The following is a 16,846-nucleotide window of genomic DNA, read 5'->3' as shown; positions in this document are numbered from 1 at the left end:
GGGTCGGCCTTTCGGGTCGGTGCTGCGTCGGGGGTGCTGCGTCGTGGGTGCTGCGTCGTGGGTGCTGCGTCGTGGGAACTCGGTCGTGCGTCGGGCCGGCGCCGGTCCCGTCTCAGCCCTGGCGGGCGACGACCGCGCGGCCGTCCTCCGCGAGGGAGCCGAGCCGCGACAGCGCGCGGTAGTACTTCTTGCGGTAGCCGCCGCGCAGCATCGCGTCGGTGAACAGCGCGGGCACGTCGGTGCCGCCCTGCGCCGGGTCGTCGCGGCCGAGCAGCACGGGAATGTCGCGGTCGTAGAGCCGGTCGACGAGCACGACGAGCCGCAGCGCGGCGGACTGCTCGGTCACGGGGCGCACGCCCGTGAGTCCCACGAGCGGGACGTCGTCGAGCATCGCGCCGTAGCGGCTGGGGTGCACGGTCGCCAGGTGCGCGAGGACGTCGTCGAACGCGTCGAACGTCGCGCCGGGCGTGCGGGCGACCGTCGCGGCGATCGTGTCGCCGCCCACGGGCTCGGCGTGGGTGACCACGGCCCGGTGCCGGTAGTCCTCGCCGTCGACCCGCATGACCTCGAAGCGGGCGGCCATCGCCTGGATCTCGCGCAGGAAGTCCTCGGCGGCGAACCGCCCCTCGCCGAGCGCGTCGGGCAGCGTGTTGGACGTGGCCGCGAGCGCCACGCCGCGGTCGGCGAGCTCGCGCAGCAGCCGCGACATGAGCACGGTGTCGCCGGGGTCGTCGAGCTCGAACTCGTCGATACACACGAGCGTCCGGGTCGCGAGGGCCTCGACCGTGGGGGCGAACCCGAGCGCTCCGACGAGGTTGGTGTACTCGACGAAGGTCCCGTAGGCGGAGCGTTCGAGTCCGACGGCGTGCGCGAGGGACGTGAGCAGGTGGGTCTTGCCGACGCCGAAGCCGCCGTCGAGGTACACCGCGGGTGCGGCCGTCCTGCGGCGCGAGAACAGCCCGCCGCGGCGGGGGCGGACGAGCTCGGCCGCGACCTGCTCGAGGCGGGCGACCGTCGCGGCCTGGCTCGGGTGGTCGGCGCTGGCCCGGTACGTCGCGAAGCGCGCGTCGTCGAAGTGCCGCGGGGGCACGAGGTCGGCGAGCAGTCGCTCGGGGGCCACGACGGGGCGGATGCTGGCGAGCGCGCGCAGACCGGCGCCCCCGGTGGCGGGCGGTGCCGTCGTGGAGGACGTGCGGGGGGTCTGCGAAGGTGCGCTGGTCACAACGTTCAAGCCTACGCCCGGCCGTGGGTGGGACGCTGTGACGTCGCCCACCTCACGCCCGCCTACCTCACGCCCGCGCGGGCACGTGCACGACGCCGGGTGCGGCGTCGTGCGGCAGGCGTGCGAGCACCGTGGCCACGACGGCGTCGAGCGGCACCTCGACCGCGGGGTCGAGGTTGCGGTCGTCCCCCGCGATCGCGTGGTCGACGACGACCTCGTGGAACCGGGTCCCGCCCGGGGGTTCCTCGGCGCGCAGCACCTCGACGAGCATGTGCAGCCCGGCCCCCGTCACGGACACCGGTCCCGAGTGCGCCATGGGCTCGGACGACGCGGCGCCGTTGAGCACGACCCACGCGGCGCCGGGCGGCAGGTGCGGTGCGAGCGTGCGGGCCGCGTCGAGGTGCGCGGTGAGGTGGCTCGCGAGCATCGCCTCCCAGGTGGTGGGGTCGAGGTCGAGGAGCCGGTCGCCGATCCACCAGCCGCCGATCGCGGCCACGACGCCCTGGACGCCGTGCGTCGCGGCGAACCGTGCGACGTCCTGCCCCAGGAGCGCGGGCTCGCCCAGCCGCGTGGTCGCGCAGCCCTCGTGGGCGAGCGCGGCGAGCCGGTCCTGGTCGCGCCCCGCCGCGAGGACGGGCACGCCGTCGGCCCGCAGCGCGCGGGCGACCGCACCGCCCACGAGACCCGTGGCACCGAGCACGACGACGCCCCGACGGTCGGCGGCACCGGCAGCAGGTGCACCGGCAGTAGGTGCACCGGCGTCAGGAGCGTCGGCCTCGGGGGCATCGGCGTCGGCAGGTGCGGAGGCGCCGGGCGCGACCGTGCGAGGGGCTGGTGGCTCGCCGGGCACGGCACCGGACGACGTGGCGGTCACGCCACCAGCCTAGGTGTCGCGGTGTGACACGCGTCGGCGGGGCGACGCTGCGTCGTCGCGCCGACTACGGTGGGTCCCGTGACCGACACGATCCTGGTTCTTGCCGAAGATGCCCTGTCCGCCTCGGACGTCGAGCACGTGACGTCGTTGCACACGGACGACGACGTGCGCTACCGGGTGCTGGTGCCCGCCGACACCGAGCACAACCTCGTGGAGTCGTTCATCGACTACCTGAGCCTGGGCTACCTGCGCGAGGCGTGGGACGCGATGATCGGCAAGGAGCCCGACCCCGTGGTCGCCCGGCAGACCGCGGGCGAGCAGCTCGCGACGACGGTGCAGGCGCTCGCGGACGCGGGCGTCGACGTCGTCGGCGAGGTCACCGAGGACGACCCGCTGCCGGCCGTGCGCGCGATCGTCGAGGCCGGCGAGGCGCGCGAGATCGTGGTGCTGACGTACCCGCACGCGGTCGAGGACACGTTCCACACCGACTGGGCGTCGAAGGCGCGCGAGAGCCTGCAGGTGCCGGTGCTGCACATCTACCTCGGCACGTCCGAGCTCGGCTGAGCCCGGACGAACCCGCCCGGGAACCACGAGAGCCCCGGGGCACCCACCGCACGGTGGGCGCCCCGGGGCTCTCGTCGTCGGACCCTGAGGGTCAGTACCCCGAGCTCGTGGGCTTCGGGTAGTACTGCGCGTACTTGCGCCGGTAGTTCTGCGTCACGGCCTCGACCACGAGCCGACGCTTGATGCCCGCGTCCGCGCCGTACTTGAGCGGGTGGACGACGTCCCCGCGCTTCTTCGCGGCCACGAGCCGTGCCCGCAGGGCGTCGTCGAGCACGTACTTCTGCAGCAGCCCGAACGGCACCACCGAGTACAGGACCTCGCGCTGCGAGCGCGCGACCTCCCCCGCCCGGTCGTGCACGTGGTCCTCGACGATCGCCTCGGCGACGTTCGCCCCCGAGCCGGTCACGTAGTAGTTGTTCCGGCCCACACGCGGGTTCATCTCGAAGTACACGTGCCGACCCGTGCGCGGGTCGAGCTTGTAGTCGAAGTTGGCGAACCCCACGTACCCGGCCTCGTCGAGGAACCGGGTCGCGGCGTCCATCGCGTCCTCGTACGGCTCGACCAGGATCGCCGCGGGGATCCCGAGCGTGCCGGGCGTGTGCTCCTCGAGCAGCACCCGACCCGTCGCGAGCAGGGTGATGTGCCCCGCACGGTCCCGGTAGGCGGTCAGCGAGCGCATCTGCGTCTCGTCCCCGGGGATGAACTCCTGCAGCAGGAACGTCCCGGCGTACCCCGCGTCGACGAGGTGCCCGAGGAGCTCGTCGAGCTCCGCGCGCGTGTCGATGTGGTGGATCTTCTTCTTGCCCGGGAACGACACGTAGTAGTAGTCCGCCGACGACGACGGCTTGCCCACGATCGGGAACTCGAGGTCGACCGGGAACGTCGGGACCGCCGTCCGCCCCCCGGCCGCGACCAGGGCGGGCACGTCGACCGCGACGGTGCGCGGCGTCGGGATGCCCAGGCGGTCGCAGATCTCGGCGAAGCCCTCCTTGGACGAGACCTTCTCGAGCACGTCGAGCGAGCAGTACGGCAGCAGGTAGCCGGCCGCCTCCAGGCGCTCGCGGTGCTCGATGACCGATCGCACGTACCAGTCGGCGTTCGTGAGCAGCACGAGCGTGCGGTCCGGGTGCTGCGCGGCGACCCGCTCGAGCGCGGCGACCATGGCCTCGGGCTCGTCGACCTTCGGCTCGACGACGACGCGCACGAACGACGAGTCGGCCATCGCGCGCGTGACGACGCTCGCGACCACGACCGCGTCGCACCCGTAGCGCTCGTGGAACGCGCGGAGCATCGCGTACGAGCCGATGTCGCCGCCGACCGCGACCGGCAGCAGGTTCGTCGCCGTCGGTGCGGGCGCGCTCACGCCTGCGACTCGGAGCGGTCGAGCGACCACTCGGTGTGGAACGTGCCCTCGCGGTCGACGCGCTTGTAGGTGTGCGCCCCGAAGAAGTCGCGCTGCGCCTGGATCAGCGCGGCGGGCAGACGCTCGGCGCGCACGCCGTCGTAGTACGACAGCGACGACGCGAACGCGGGCACGGGCACGCCGTTGAGGGCGGCCTGCGACACGATCCGGCGCCACGCGGCGAGGCCGTTGCCGACCGCACCGGTGAAGTACTCGTCGGCGAGCAGCAGCGGGAGCTCCGCGTCGCGCTCGTACGCCTCGGTGATGCGGTTGAGGAACCGGGCACGGATGATGCAGCCGCCGCGCCAGATGCGGGCCATGGCGCCGCGGTCGATGTCCCAGCCGTTCTCGGCCGAGGCGGCGGCGATCTGGTCGAAGCCCTGCGAGTACGCGACGACCTTCGACGCGAACAGTGCGAGGCGCACGTCCTCGACGAACGCGTCGCGGTCCTCGACGGCCCAGGTGCCCGCGTCCGCGGGCAGGGCCGCGCGGCCCGCCTCGCGCTGCGGGACCGAGCCCGAGAGCGCGCGCGCGAACGTCGCCTCGGCGATGCCCGTGATCGGCACGCCCAGGTCGAGGCCGTTCTGCACGGTCCAGCGGCCCGTGCCCTTCTGCTCGGCCTGGTCGAGCACGACGTCGACGAACGCCGAGCCGGTTTCCGCGTCGACGTGCTGCAGCACGTCGGCGGTGATCTCGATGAGGAACGACTCGAGGTCGCCCGTGTTCCACTCGGCGAAGATCTGGCCGATCTCCGCGGCCGACGCGCCGAGCCCCTGCTTGAGCAGGTCGTAGGCCTCGGCGATGAGCTGCATGTCGGCGTACTCGATGCCGTTGTGCACCATCTTGACGAAGTGCCCGGCGCCGTCCGGCCCGACGTAGGTGCAGCACGGCACGCCGTCGACCTTGGCCGAGATGTCCTCGAGGATCGGGCCGAGGCTCTCGTACGACTCCGCGGTGCCGCCCGGCATGATCGACGGGCCGTTGAGCGCGCCCTCCTCGCCGCCCGAGACGCCCGTGCCGACGAAGTGCAGGCCCTTCTCGCGCAGCGCGTTCTCGCGGCGGATCGTGTCGGGGAAGTGCGCGTTGCCGGCGTCGACGACGATGTCGCCCTCCTCGAGCAGCGGCACGAGCTCGTCGATCACGGCGTCGGTCGCGGCGCCGGCCTTGACCATGACGACGACCTTGCGCGGGCGCTCGAGCGACGCGACGAAGTCCTCCATCGACTCCGACGGCACGAAGTCCCCGTCGTCACCGTTCTCGGCGATGAGCGACTGCGTCTTGCCGTAGGAACGGTTGTGCACGGCGACGGTGTACCCGTGACGCGCGAAGTTGCGGGCGAGGTTGCGGCCCATGACGGCGAGCCCGGTGACACCGATCTGTGCGCGTGCAGACATTCGCTTCGAAGCTCCTTGAGAAGGGGATCAGTTCGCAGCGGGTCAGCGACCGTGGTGGCGCTCCCGCACACCTCACCCTAGTACGCGGCCCGGCCCGAGCCCCTGCCCGCGCGCCGTTGCTCCACATCGTGGACACCACCTCGTAGTGTGCTGCGCATGACCACGCCCGGACGCGCCGACGTCCCCGGAGCCTTCAGGGACGCCCTGCGGGCGATCGGGAGCACACGGCTGCGGCCCGAGGTCGTGCTGCGCGAGATCCCCGCGCCGCGCCGCATCGCGCCGTTCGCCGTCGCGCTCGAGGCGAGCGTGCACCGCGGCGGCCACGACGCGGACGACGAGGTCGCCTCGGGCCGGTTCATCGTGCTGCACGACCCCGCCGGGCAGGAGGCGTGGGACGGCACGTTCCGCGTCGTGACGCTCGTGCGGACCGTCATGGAGCCCGACATGGCCGCCGACCCGCTGCTCGCCGAGGTCGCCTGGACGTGGCTCGAGGACGCCCTCGACGGCGTCGACGCGCACGCGACGGGCGGCACGATCACGCGCGTGGTCTCCGAGAGCTTCGGCGCGCTCGCGGGACGCGACGCGGACGTCGAGCTCGAGGCCCGCACGTCGTGGACGCCCGGGTCCCCCGACCTCGGCCCGCACCTGAGCGCGTGGGCGACGTTCCTGTGCGCGGCCGCCGGTCTGCCCCCGCTGCCGGACGGCGTGTCCGCGTTCCGGCCCCGACGCGAGACCATGGGGTCATGAGCCAGCCCGTCACGCCCGACGTCCCGAGCGACCCGACCGGGTCCGCGACCGGGACCCCGCCCGAGAGCGCGCCCGAGGCGCCCGCCGTCACGCCGCTGACCGAGCCGGCCGACGGGATCCCGCGCGTCGTCGACACCCCGGCGGCGTTCGCGCGCGTGGTCGAGGCGTTCGCGGCGGGCACGGGCCCGGTCGCGGCCGATGCCGAGCGCGCGTCGGGCTACCGGTACGGCCAGGCGACGTACCTCGTGCAGGTGCGGCGCGCGGGGGCCGGGACGGCGCTGATCGACCCGGTGGGGGTGCCGGACATGTCGGCGCTCAGCGAGGCCGTGGGCGACGCCGAGTGGGTGCTGCACGCCGCGTCGCAGGACCTCCCGGGCTTCGGCGAGCACGGCCTGCGCCCCGCGCGCGTGTTCGACACCGAGCTCGCCGCGCGCCTGCTGGGCATGGAGCGGGTCGGCCTCGCGGCCGTGGTCGCCGAGGTCCTCGGCCTGGGGCTCGCCAAGGAGCACTCGGCGGTCGACTGGTCGACGCGCCCGCTGCCCGAGGACTGGCTGCGGTACGCCGCGCTCGACGTCGAGGTGCTCGTCGAGCTGCGCGACCGGCTCGCGGAGCGGCTCGAGGCGGCCGGCAAGGCCGGGTGGGCCGCGCAGGAGTTCGAGGCGGTGCGCACCGCTCCCCCGCCCCCGCCGCGCCAGGACCCGTGGCGCCGCACGTCCGGCATGCACGTGCTGCGCGACCGCCGCCGCATCGCCGTGGTGCGCAGCCTGTGGCTCGCGCGCGACGAGAACGCACGCCGCCGCGACGTCGCCCCCGGGCGCGTGCTGCCCGACCGCGCGATCGTCGCGGCCGCGAAGGCCCTGCCCCGCACGGTGCCCGAGCTCACGGCCCTGCGCGAGTTCGCGGGCAAGATGACCAAGCGCCGTGCCCCGCAGTGGCAGGCCGCGATCGACGCCGCGCTGCGGCTGCCCGAGAGCGAGCTGCCGTCCTCGCGCGGGCCGAGCACGGACGCCCCGCCGCCGCCGCGCGCCTGGGCCGACCGCGACCCCGGGGCCGCCGCACGGCTCGAGGCCGCGCGCGACGTCGTGCAGCGCGTGAGCGAGGAGCGCTCGACGCCGGTCGAGAACCTGCTGCAGCCCGACGCCCTGCGGCGGCTGTGCTGGACGCCGCCGGACCCGGCCGACGCCGCGGGCGTGGACGCGTTCCTCGCGGGGCGCGGCGCGCGCCCCTGGCAGCGCGATCTGCTCGTGGAACCGCTGGTCACGGCCCTGCGGGCGACACCGGCGAGCCCGGGGGCGTGAGCGGGCCCCGGGACCCGGCACGGTAGGGTCGACCGCGTGCACGCGCCGAACCTGAACCTGACCGTCGACGAGATCACCGACCGCTCCGCGTGGGACCGCATGGTCCTCGACGCGGGCGGTCACCCGCTGCAGCTCTGGGGCTGGGGCGAGGTCAAGGCCACGGGCGCCTGGACCCCCCGGCGCCTGCGCGTCACGGGTCCCGACGGGGTCGTGGTCGGCCTCGCGCAGGTCCTGGTGCGGTCCCTGCCGGCACAGTTCAAGGCCCTCGCGCACGTGCCGCGCGGCCCGGTCGTGATCTCCCCCGACCCCGCCGCGGACGACGTCCCCGCGGACCTCCCCGAGGGCGCGTACCGGGGTGGCGGGTACGGCGTGGGCACCGAGCCGCTGCGCTCGCAGGTCTCGGCGGCCGTGGTCTCCTGGTGCAAGGACCGCGTCGGCGGCGTCGGCATCACGCTCGAGCCCGACTGGCCCGAGGGTTCGTCGCTCGAGCTCGAGGGCGCGCGCCCCTCGCCGAACCCGATCCTGTACCCCTCGACCCTGATCCTGGACCTCACCCGCAGCCCCGAGGACCTGACGAAGGTCATGGGCAAGTCGACGCGCTACGACATCCGCAAGGCCGCGCGCACCGGCCTCGAGGTCCGGCGCGTGCAGGACGAGTCCGAGGTGCGCGCGGTGCTCGAGGTCTACAAGGAGACCGCGGCCCGCGCGGGCTTCGCGCTGCACGACGACGACTACTACCTCGCGATCCACCGCGAGCTCGGCGAGCACTCGGTGCTCGTCGCGGCGTTCGCGGACGGCGCGCCCGTGTCGTTCGTGTGGTGCGTGCAGTCCGCGTCGACGTCGTTCGAGCTCTACGGCGGCATCGACGACGCCGGGCGCCGCCTGCGCGCCAACGCGCCCGTCAAGTGGCACGCGGTCGAGGTCGCGCGCGCGGCCGGCGTGGTGCGCTACGACATGAACGGGCTGCTCAACGACGGGATCAGCGAGTTCAAGAAGAGCTTCGCGCAGCACTCGGACGAGCTCGTGCGCAGCGTCGACGTGCCGTTCTCGATGTGGTACTCGGCGTGGAACAACGCGCTGCCGACCGCGAAGAAGGTCGTGCGCAAGCTGCGCGGCTCGCGCTGAGCCAACCCTGCGTCGCACGCTGAGCCAACCCTGCGTCGCACGCTGAGCCAACCCTGCGTCCCACGCTGAACGAACCCTGCGTCGCACGCTGAGCCGGCCCTCCGTCGTCCGCCCCGGTACCCCACGGTGCCGGGGCGTCGTCGTCCCCGGGCGCGGTCGGTTCTCTTTTACTGATACCGGCGGTATCGTGTACAGCGTGAGAGCGGTGCCGCTCCGGACACCGCCGTCCCGACCCAGGAGTTGTGATGACCCACCGGAACGTCGTGCGCGACGTCGTGTTCGTCGAAGGGGTGCGCAGCCCGTTCGGCAAGGCCCGCCCCGACGGTCTGTTCGCCGAGACCCGTGCGGACGACCTCGCCGTCAAGACCATCCGTGAGCTGCTGCGCCGCCAGCCCGCCCTGCCCGCCGAGCGCGTCGACGAGGTCGCCCTCGCCGCCACGACGCAGACCGGCGACCAGGGCCTGACCCTCGGTCGCAGCGTCGCGCTGCTCGCGGGCCTGCCCAGCACCACGCCCGGCTACGCGATCGACCGCATGTGCGCGGGCGCCATGACGGCCGTGACCAACGTCGCCTCGGCGATCATGGTCGGCGCGCAGGACGTCGCGATCGCCGGCGGCGTCGAGCACATGGGCCACCACCCCATGGGTGAGGACATGGACCCCAACCCCCGGTTCGTGGCCGAGAAGCTCGTCGACGGCTCCGCGCTCGTCATGGGCTCGACCGCCGAGAACCTGCACGACCGGTTCCCGCACCTGACCAAGGAGCGCACCGACGCGTACGGCGTCGCGAGCCAGGACAAGTACGCCAAGGCCCTCGCCAACGGCGACATCGACCCCGCGATCGTGCCGATCGCCGTCCGCTCGGCCGAGAAGGGCTGGGGGCTGGCCACCGCCGACGAGCTCCCCCGCCCCGGCACCACGGCCGCCGACATCGCGAACCTCAAGACCCCGTTCCGCCCCGGCGGCAAGGTCACCGCGGGCAACGCCTCGCCCCTGACGGACGGCGCGACCGCGTGCCTCGTGGCCGCGGGCGACGTCGCCGAGGAGCTCGGGCTCGACGTGCGCATGCGCATGGTCGCGTTCGCCTACGCGGGCGTCGCGCCCGAGGTCATGGGCATCGGCCCGGTCCCCGCGACCGAGCGCGCGCTGCGCACCGCCGGGCTCAGCATCGACGACATCGGCCTGTTCGAGATCAACGAGGCCTTCGCCGTCCAGGTCCTGAGCTTCCTCGACCACTACGGCATCGCGGACGACGACGAGCGCGTCAACGTCTACGGCGGCGCGATCGCGATGGGGCACCCCCTCGCGAGCTCGGGCGTGCGCCTCATGACGCAGCTCGCGCGCCAGTTCGAGCAGCACCCCGAGGTCCGGTACGGCCTGACGACGATGTGCGTCGGCCTCGGCATGGGCGGCACCGTGATCTGGGAGAACCCCCACCACGCCGACTACTCGGGCCACACGAGCGCCACCACGACCGACGGGGAGAACTGACCATGGCAGAGAGCACCACGCCCGGCACGACCGCCGGCGACCAGACGATCACCCCCGCGGCGCCCGCCCCCCAGGGCGCGCCCGCCGGCCGCGGCGAGCGCGTGACGCACGCGCTCGTGCGCGACGTCACCCTGCCGGGCGGCACCGGGACCCTCGCGCTCGTGACGCTCGACAACGGGCTCGACCACACCAAGCCGACGACGCTCGGCCCGCTCGGCCTCGCGGAGATCCGCGCGGCCCTCGAGACGCAGCGCGACCGCGCCGCGCGCGGCGAGATCGTCGCGGTCGCCGTCACCGGCAAGCCGTACTTCCTCGCCGCGGGCGCCGACCTGCTCCAGGCCGCGAGCCTCTCGGGTCGCGACGAGGCGCTCGCGCTCGGCCGCGCCGGCCACGACACCTACCGCCTGCTCGGCGAGATGGGCGTGCCCACGTTCGTCTACGTCAACGGGCTCGCGCTCGGCGGCGGCCTCGAGGTCGCCCTCAACGCCGACTACCGCACGATCGCCGCCGACGCGACGGTCGCCCTGCCCGAGACCGGCCTCGGCCTCGTCCCCGGCTGGGGCGGCGCCTACCTCGTCCCGCGCCTCGTGGGCATCGAGAAGGCCGTCGACGTGATCCTCACGCGCCCGGCCGCGAACAAGCCGTTCAAGGCCGCCGAGGCGTTCGGCCTGGGACTGGCCGACGCGCTGTTCGCCCCCGCGGACTTCCTCGAGCAGTCGATCCTGTGGACCGAGCAGGTGCTGCGCGGCGAGGTCGTCGTCGAGCGCCGCGAGCTCGACCCGCCGGAGGTCTGGGACGCCGTGGTCGCCGCGACGCGCCAGCGCGTCGACGCAGTCGTGCACGGCTCGCGCCCCGCGCCGTACCGGGCGATCGACCTGCTCGCCGCGGCCCGCACCGCGAGCCTCGACGAGGCCTTCGCGGCCGAGGACGAGGCGCTCGCCGACCTCATGATGACCGACGAGATGCGCTCGAGCGTCTACGCGTTCAGCCAGGTCTCGGGCGGCAAGCGCCCCCAGGGCGCACCGGACCCGAAGCTCGCGCAGCCCGTGACACGCGTCGGGATCGTCGGCGCCGGGCTCATGGCCGCGCAGATCGCGCTGCTGTTCGCCCAGCGCCTGGGCGTCCCCGTCGTCATGCGCGACCTCGACGCCGAGCGCGTCGACAAGGGACTCGCGTTCGTCCGCTCGACGACCGAGAAGCTCGTCGGCTCGGGCCGCATGTCGCCCGACGTCGCCGCGAAGATCGTCGCGTCGGTGCACGGCACGACCGACATCACCGAGTTCGCGAGCTGCGACTTCGTGATCGAGGCCGTGACCGAGGTCATGGGTCTCAAGAAGAAGGTCTTCGCCGAGCTCGAGGGCATCATCTCCCCCGACGCGATCCTCGCGACCAACACCTCGGCGCTCTCGATCACCGAGATGGCGGCCGACCTCGAGCACCCCGAGCGCGTGGTCGGCATCCACTTCTTCAACCCCGTGGCCCAGATGCCGCTCGTCGAGGTCATCAAGGCCGAGAAGACCTCGGACGCGGCGCTCGCGACCGGGTTCAAGATCGCCAAGGGTCTGCGCAAGACCGCCGTGGGCTGCCTCGACCGCCCGGGCTTCGTCGTCAACCGGCTGCTCGTGCTCCTCATGGGCAAGATCGTCGAGGCCGTCGAGAAGGGCACGCCCGTCGAGGTCGCCGACCGCGCGACGCGTCCGCTCGGCCTTCCCATGGGGCCGTTCGCGCTGTTCGACCTCGTCGGCCCCGCGGTCGGCCTGCACGTGCTGACGTCGCTGCGCGAGGACCTCGGCGACCGGTTCCCGCAGTCGCCCGGGCTCGAGAAGCTCGTCGCCGACGGCACCAAGGTCGCGCTGCCGCCCGTCGCCAAGGGCATCCCCGCGGACGTCGACCCGGCCATCCAGGCGGTCTTCGACGGCGTGCGGGACTCCTCGGACGACGTCGTGCTGGACGAGGCGGGCGTGCTCGACTCGATCCTCACCGCGCTCACGGTCGAGATCGGGCACATGCTCGACGAGGGCGTCGTGCAGTCGCCGAGCCAGATCGACCTGTGCATGATCCTCGGCGCGGGGTGGCCGTTCCACCTGGGCGGGATCACGCCCTACCTGGACCGCACCGGGTACTCCGAGAAGGTCCTCGGCCGCCGTCTGCTGCCCGACGGCGTGGGGAACGTCCCGCGCGGCTGACCGGCCCGTGGTCCACGGCCCGCCCGCCCTCGTCGAGGGCGGGCGGGCCGTGGCGCGTCAGGCGAGGGTGCGCAGCGACGCACGCTCGACGAGCGTCTCGAGCCCCTCCGCGCGCCACCGGCGCTGCTGGTCGGCGCCCGTCCCCCGCTCCGCGATCCGCTCGATCCGTGCGGTCACGCCCTCCAGGTCTCCGGTGTCCGTCAGGGCGTCGCGCACGTGCGCGACGAGCTCGGCGACCGCCTCGAACGCGGGCACGGGGCGGTACGTGCGCGGGCTCAGCAGGTCGTCGCGCACGCCCGACCGGCTCGCGCGCCACGTGGCCGCGCGCAGGAGGTCGGCACGCTGGAACGACGGCGGGACTCCCTGCGCGGCCTCACGCGCCGCGGTCTCGACCAGTGCGCGGGCGAGGGCCGCCACGAGCACCGCGTCGTCGACGTCGAGGCACACGTCGGCCACCCGGATCTCGACCGTGGGGTAGCGCGCCGAGAGCCGCGCGTCGAAGTAGACCATGCCCTCGTCGAGCGCAGTCCCCGTGGCGATGAGCGCGTCGACCGCCGCGCGGTAGCCCGCGACCGAGCCGAAGGGCGTCGTCGGTCCGGCGGTCGGCCACCGGCTCCAGACCTGCGACCGGTACGACGCGTAGTGCGAGTCCTGCCCGTTCCAGAACGGCGAGTTGCTGCTCAGCGCGAGGAGCACCGGGAGCCAGGGCGAGATCCGGTCGAGCACCGCGACACCCTCCTCGTCGCTCTCGACCGAGACGTGCACGTGGCACCCGCACGTGAGCTGCTCGCGCGCCGTGAGCCCGAGCAGCGTGCTGATCTCGCGGTACCGGCGGTCCGCCGTCACGGTCGACGCCGCGGCCAGGGGCGACGTCGCGACCGCCACGGCGTGCGCGCCCGCCCGGCCCGCGGCGCGGCCCGCGTTCGCGCGCCCGACCCGCAGCTCCTTGCCGAGCGCCTCGAGGTCGGTGCACGGCGGCGTCGACGTCTCGAGCTGCTGCTGCTTGAGCTCCGCCTCGAGCGCCCCGCCTGGCACCGGCTCCCCCGTCTCGGGGTGCAGCTCGGGCTCGTGCTGGTCCGCGAGCGCCAGGGCGTCCTGCGCGACGGCGGCCGGGACGCCGTCGTCGTCCACGAGGAGGTACTCCTCCTCGACACCGATGGTCCGTGCTGCTGGTTTCGTCATGCGTGCAGTGTGGGCGGGTCACGCCCGACTCGCCCCTCGGGCCGGGGTCGTCGGTGCGGGCGGTCGCGCTCTGACTCGGCGCGTCAGTACGTGGTGAGCCCCTGGGCGCGGAACTGCTCGCGCACGGCCTCGACGGCCTCGGGCGTCGGCGGCTCGGTGTCCTCGAGCGAGTACTCCATGCCGAGGCTCGCCCACTTGTCGCGCCCCATCTGGTGGAACGGGAGCACCTCGACCCGGGTGACCGTGCCGGCGCGGCGCCGGTTGAGGGACGCTGCGTAGGCGGCCACGCGCTCGACGTTGCGCTGGTCGTCGGTGAGGCCCGGCACGAGGACGAACCGGATCCAGACCTCGCAGTCGGTCGTCTCGGCGAGCCGGCGGCCGAACGTGAGGGTCGGGGCCAGCTCACGACCCGTGACGGCCCGGTAGGTCTCGGGGTCGCCCGACTTGACGTCGAGCAGCACGAGGTCGGTGTCGGCGAGCATCGCGTCGGTCGCGTTGGCGCCGAGGTAGCCCGAGGTGTCGAGCGCGGTGTGCACGCCCATCTCCTTGGCGCCGTGCAGCAGGCGCCCCGCGAAGGCGGGCTGCATGAGGATCTCTCCGCCCGAGAGCGTGAGGCCGCCGCCCGTGGCCCGGAAGACCGGCAGGTACCGGCGCACGCGGTCGAGGATCTCGCTCGCGAGGACGGGGTCGCCGTCCTTCATCGCCATGGTGTCGGGGTTGTGGCAGTACGCGCAGCGCAGCGGGCAGCCCGAGACGAACAGGGTCATCCGGGTGCCGGGGCCGTCGACCGCGGTCACGAGCTCCCACGAGTGGACCGACCCGAGCTCGCCCGTGCGCATGAGCGCCAACCGGTCGTGCCGGTCGACGTCGGCGGTGGCCACGCCCCGGAGCCCCGCACCCGCCGTGCGGCGGGTGGGGGCCTCGAGCGGGACCGTCGTCATCAGAGCGCGCCGTGGAACGTGCGGGCGAGTACGTCGAGCTGCTGCTCGCGGGTGAGGCGGACGAAGTTCACGGCGTAGCCGGAGACGCGGATCGTCAGCTGCGGGTAGTTCTCGGGGTGCTCCATGGCGTCCTCGAGCGTCTCGCGGTTCAGCACGTTGACGTTCATGTGGTACCCGTCGCCGCCGACCGAGGCGTCGAGCAGGCCCGCGAGGTTGCGCACGCGCTCGTCGTCGGTGCGGCCGAGGCCCGAGGGGACGATCGTGTTGGTCAGCGAGATGCCGTCCTGCGCCGCCGCGTACGGGAGCTTCGCGACGGACAGCGCCGAGGCGAGCATGCCGTGCGTGTCGCGGCCGTTCATCGGGTTGGCGCCCGGGCTGAACGGCTCGCCCGCGCGGCGGCCGTCGGGCGTGTTGCCCGTGGCCTTGCCGTACACGACGTTGGACGTGATGGTCAGCACGGACTGCGTCGGCACCGCGTCGCGGTACATCGGGTGCGTGCGGATCTTCGCCATGAACGACTCGACGAGCTCGACGGCGATGTCGTCGGCGCGGTCGTCGTCGTTGCCGTAGGTCGGGAAGTCGCCCTCGGTCACGTAGTCGGTCACGAGGCCGCGCTCGTCGCGCACGACCCGCACGGTGGCGTACCGGATCGCGGACAGCGAGTCGACCGCGACGGACAGGCCGGCGATGCCGCACGCCATGGTGCGCAGCACCTCGCGGTCGTGCAGCGCCATCTCGAGGCGCTCGTACGCGTACTTGTCGTGCGACCAGTGGATGCAGTTGAGGGCCTCGACGTACGTCTCGGCGAGCCAGTCCATGGTCTTGTCGAAGCGGGCACGCACGTCGTCGTAGTCGAGGACGTCGCCGTCGACGGGCGGCACGGCGGGCGAGACCTGCTTGCCCGTGACCTCGTCGCGGCCGCCGTTGATGGCGTAGAGCAGGGTCTTGGCGAGGTTCACGCGGGCGCCGAAGAACTGCATCTGCTTGCCGACCGCCATGGGCGAGACGCAGCACGCGATGGCCGCGTCGTCGCCCCAGGCCGCACGGATCTCGTCGTCCGACTCGTACTGGACGGCCGAGGTGTCGATCGAGACCTTGGCGCAGAAGTCCTTGAACCCCTGCGGCAGCGCGGCGCTCCAGAACACGGTCATGTTCGGCTCGGGGGCCGGGCCCAGGTTGTAGAGCGTCTGCAGGTAGCGGAACGACGTGCGCGTCACGAGCGGACGACCGTCCTCGCCCATGCCGCCGATGGTCTCGGTGACCCAGGTCGGGTCGCCCGAGAACAGCGCGTCGTACTCGGGCGTGCGCAGGAACCGCACGATGCGCAGCTTGATGACGAAGTCGTCGATGATCTCCTGGGCCTCGGACTCGGTGAGGCGGCCCGCGGCGATGTCGCGCTGGAGGTAGATGTCGAGGAAGGTCGAGGTGCGCCCGAGGGACATCGCGGCGCCGTTCTGCTCCTTGACCGCGCCGAGGTAGGCGAAGTAGAGCCACTGGACGGCCTCGCGGCCGTTCTCGGCGGGGCGCCGGACGTCGAACCCGTAGGACTCGGCCATCTGCACGAGCTCGCCGAGCGCCCGGATCTGCTCCGAGTTCTCCTCGCGGTCGCGCAGGTTCGCCTCGCTGAACGGCTCCATGTCGATGAGCGCGCGGTCCGCCTTCTTCGCGGCGATCAGCGCGTCGACGCCGTAGAGGGCGACGCGGCGGTAGTCGCCGATGATGCGGCCGCGGCCGTACGCGTCGGGCAGGCCCGTGATGATGTGCGAGCTGCGCGCGGCCCGGACGTTGGCCGGGTAGACGTCGAACACGCCCTGGTTGTGGGTCTTGCGCTCGTGCGTGTAGAACTCCTTGAGCACGGGGTCGACCTCGTACCCGTAGGTCTCGAGCGCGTTCTCGACCATGCGCCAGCCGCCGTTGGGCATGATCGCCCGCTTGAGCGGCGCGTCGGTCTGCAGGCCGACGATGACCTCGGCGTCCTTGTCGATGTATCCGGGCGCGTGCGCCGTGATGCCGGCGGGCGTCGTCGGGTCGACGTCGTGCACGCCCTTCTCGCGCTCCTCGGGGAACATCGCCGAGAGCGTGTCCCACACGCCGGTCGTGCGCGACGTCGGGCCGGCGAGGAACGCGCCGTCACCCTCGTAGGGGGCGTAGTTGCGCTGGATGAAGTCGCGCACGTCGATGCGGTCGCGCCAGGCCCCCGGCTCGAACCCTGCCCACGCGGGGACGTGGGCGTCGTCGGCGCCGGTCGTCGTGCCGGTGCTCGGTGCCTCAGGAACGCTCGTCATGCGAAGTCTCCTCCTCCAGCCTGACGCGTGGATCTCACGCATCGCCTCTGCCTTCAAGACTACGTCTGGGGAGGTTCGCATGGTCGGTCAAGGGCTTGTCTCCCGAGTCACAGGATGCCCCGGGCGGGCGCGACGC

The 16,846-nt window shown here is 73.4% G+C and carries 13 protein-coding genes; 6 read left to right on the top strand and 7 right to left on the bottom strand.

The window, feature by feature from the left end; all coding sequences use genetic code 11:
* Positions 1-112 precede the first annotated feature (112 nt).
* Both zapE and CLV28_RS07980 read right to left on the bottom strand, forming a co-directional pair.
* The gene (zapE, locus tag CLV28_RS07985; RefSeq protein WP_100422772.1) at positions 113-1,222 is read right to left on the bottom strand and encodes a cell division protein ZapE; all 1,110 of its coding nucleotides are present in this window, start codon (positions 1,220-1,222) and stop codon (positions 113-115) included.
* A 67-nt stretch (positions 1,223-1,289) separates the two neighbouring features.
* Complete coding sequence (locus CLV28_RS07980; protein ID WP_157802565.1) at positions 1,290-2,096, bottom strand: SDR family oxidoreductase; 807 nt, start codon at positions 2,094-2,096, stop codon at positions 1,290-1,292.
* A 78-nt stretch (positions 2,097-2,174) separates the two neighbouring features.
* Here CLV28_RS07980 and CLV28_RS07975 point away from each other — a divergent pair, with 78 nt between their 5' ends.
* Complete coding sequence (locus CLV28_RS07975) at positions 2,175-2,660, top strand: hypothetical protein (protein ID WP_100423090.1); 486 nt, start codon at positions 2,175-2,177, stop codon at positions 2,658-2,660.
* A 91-nt stretch (positions 2,661-2,751) separates the two neighbouring features.
* On the opposite strand, the gene CLV28_RS07970 is transcribed toward CLV28_RS07975, so the two are convergent.
* On the bottom strand, positions 2,752-4,023 hold the full coding sequence (locus CLV28_RS07970) for a carboxylate--amine ligase (RefSeq protein WP_239073077.1): 1,272 nt from the start codon (positions 4,021-4,023) through the stop codon (positions 2,752-2,754).
* Positions 4,020-5,456, bottom strand: a complete 1,437-nt coding sequence (gndA, locus tag CLV28_RS07965) for an NADP-dependent phosphogluconate dehydrogenase (RefSeq protein WP_100422770.1) — start codon at positions 5,454-5,456, stop codon at positions 4,020-4,022. Before gndA ends, CLV28_RS07970 begins: the two co-directional genes overlap by 4 nt.
* 156 nt (positions 5,457-5,612) lie before the next feature.
* On the opposite strand from gndA, the gene CLV28_RS07960 reads away from it, so the two are divergent.
* The 5 genes from CLV28_RS07960 (at position 5,613) to CLV28_RS07940 (ending at position 12,302) form a co-directional block, all read left to right on the top strand.
* Positions 5,613-6,203: a DUF3000 domain-containing protein gene (locus tag CLV28_RS07960; RefSeq protein ID WP_100423088.1), complete on the top strand. Its 591-nt coding sequence runs from the start codon at positions 5,613-5,615 to the stop codon at positions 6,201-6,203.
* Positions 6,200-7,501: an HRDC domain-containing protein gene (locus CLV28_RS07955; RefSeq protein WP_100422769.1), complete on the top strand. Its 1,302-nt coding sequence runs from the start codon at positions 6,200-6,202 to the stop codon at positions 7,499-7,501. The genes CLV28_RS07960 and CLV28_RS07955 overlap by 4 nt, the downstream gene beginning before the upstream one ends.
* 36 nt (positions 7,502-7,537) lie before the next feature.
* Positions 7,538-8,626: a lipid II:glycine glycyltransferase FemX gene (locus CLV28_RS07950; protein ID WP_239073078.1), complete on the top strand. Its 1,089-nt coding sequence runs from the start codon at positions 7,538-7,540 to the stop codon at positions 8,624-8,626.
* Positions 8,627-8,871: 245 nt separating this feature from the next.
* Complete coding sequence (locus tag CLV28_RS07945; protein ID WP_100422768.1) at positions 8,872-10,116, top strand: thiolase family protein; 1,245 nt, start codon at positions 8,872-8,874, stop codon at positions 10,114-10,116.
* Positions 10,117-10,118: 2 nt separating this feature from the next.
* Positions 10,119-12,302 (top strand): 3-hydroxyacyl-CoA dehydrogenase NAD-binding domain-containing protein, encoded by a 2,184-nt coding sequence (locus CLV28_RS07940; protein ID WP_100422767.1) that lies wholly within the window; start codon positions 10,119-10,121, stop codon positions 12,300-12,302.
* A gap of 57 nt (positions 12,303-12,359) precedes the next feature.
* Here CLV28_RS07940 and CLV28_RS07935 read toward each other — a convergent pair whose 3' ends face one another.
* The 3 genes from CLV28_RS07935 to pflB form a co-directional block, all read right to left on the bottom strand.
* A complete protein-coding gene (locus CLV28_RS07935; protein ID WP_100422766.1) occupies positions 12,360-13,484 on the bottom strand; it encodes a carboxylate-amine ligase in 1,125 nt (374 codons plus the stop codon).
* 83 nt (positions 13,485-13,567) lie between these two features.
* Positions 13,568-14,425 carry a pyruvate formate-lyase-activating protein gene (gene pflA / locus CLV28_RS07930; protein ID WP_100422765.1) on the bottom strand — a complete coding sequence of 286 codons (858 nt, stop codon included), beginning with the start codon at positions 14,423-14,425 and terminating at the stop codon, positions 13,568-13,570.
* Complete coding sequence (pflB, locus tag CLV28_RS07925; RefSeq protein WP_100422764.1) at positions 14,425-16,710, bottom strand: formate C-acetyltransferase; 2,286 nt, start codon at positions 16,708-16,710, stop codon at positions 14,425-14,427. The genes pflA and pflB overlap by 1 nt, the downstream gene beginning before the upstream one ends.
* Positions 16,711-16,846: the final 136 nt, after the last annotated feature.

Source organism: Sediminihabitans luteus, assembly GCF_002797595.1.
In the GTDB taxonomy this organism is placed as follows: domain Bacteria; phylum Actinomycetota; class Actinomycetes; order Actinomycetales; family Cellulomonadaceae; genus Paraoerskovia; species Paraoerskovia lutea.
Note: the sequence above shows the minus strand (reverse complement) of the source record. Positions and strands in the feature narration are given on the sequence as shown.

Coding starts and splice junctions, on each gene's coding strand:
- pflA (WP_100422765.1), bottom strand. CDS start 14,425: ATGACGACGGTCCCGCTCGAGGCCCCCACCCGCCGCACGGCGGGTGCG.
- CLV28_RS07955 (WP_100422769.1), top strand. CDS start 6,200: ATGAGCCAGCCCGTCACGCCCGACGTCCCGAGCGACCCGACCGGGTCC.
- CLV28_RS07940 (WP_100422767.1), top strand. CDS start 10,119: ATGGCAGAGAGCACCACGCCCGGCACGACCGCCGGCGACCAGACGATC.
- gndA (WP_100422770.1), bottom strand. CDS start 5,456: ATGTCTGCACGCGCACAGATCGGTGTCACCGGGCTCGCCGTCATGGGC.
- CLV28_RS07960 (WP_100423088.1), top strand. CDS start 5,613: ATGACCACGCCCGGACGCGCCGACGTCCCCGGAGCCTTCAGGGACGCC.
- CLV28_RS07935 (WP_100422766.1), bottom strand. CDS start 13,484: ATGACGAAACCAGCAGCACGGACCATCGGTGTCGAGGAGGAGTACCTC.
- pflB (WP_100422764.1), bottom strand. CDS start 16,710: ATGACGAGCGTTCCTGAGGCACCGAGCACCGGCACGACGACCGGCGCC.
- CLV28_RS07945 (WP_100422768.1), top strand. CDS start 8,872: ATGACCCACCGGAACGTCGTGCGCGACGTCGTGTTCGTCGAAGGGGTG.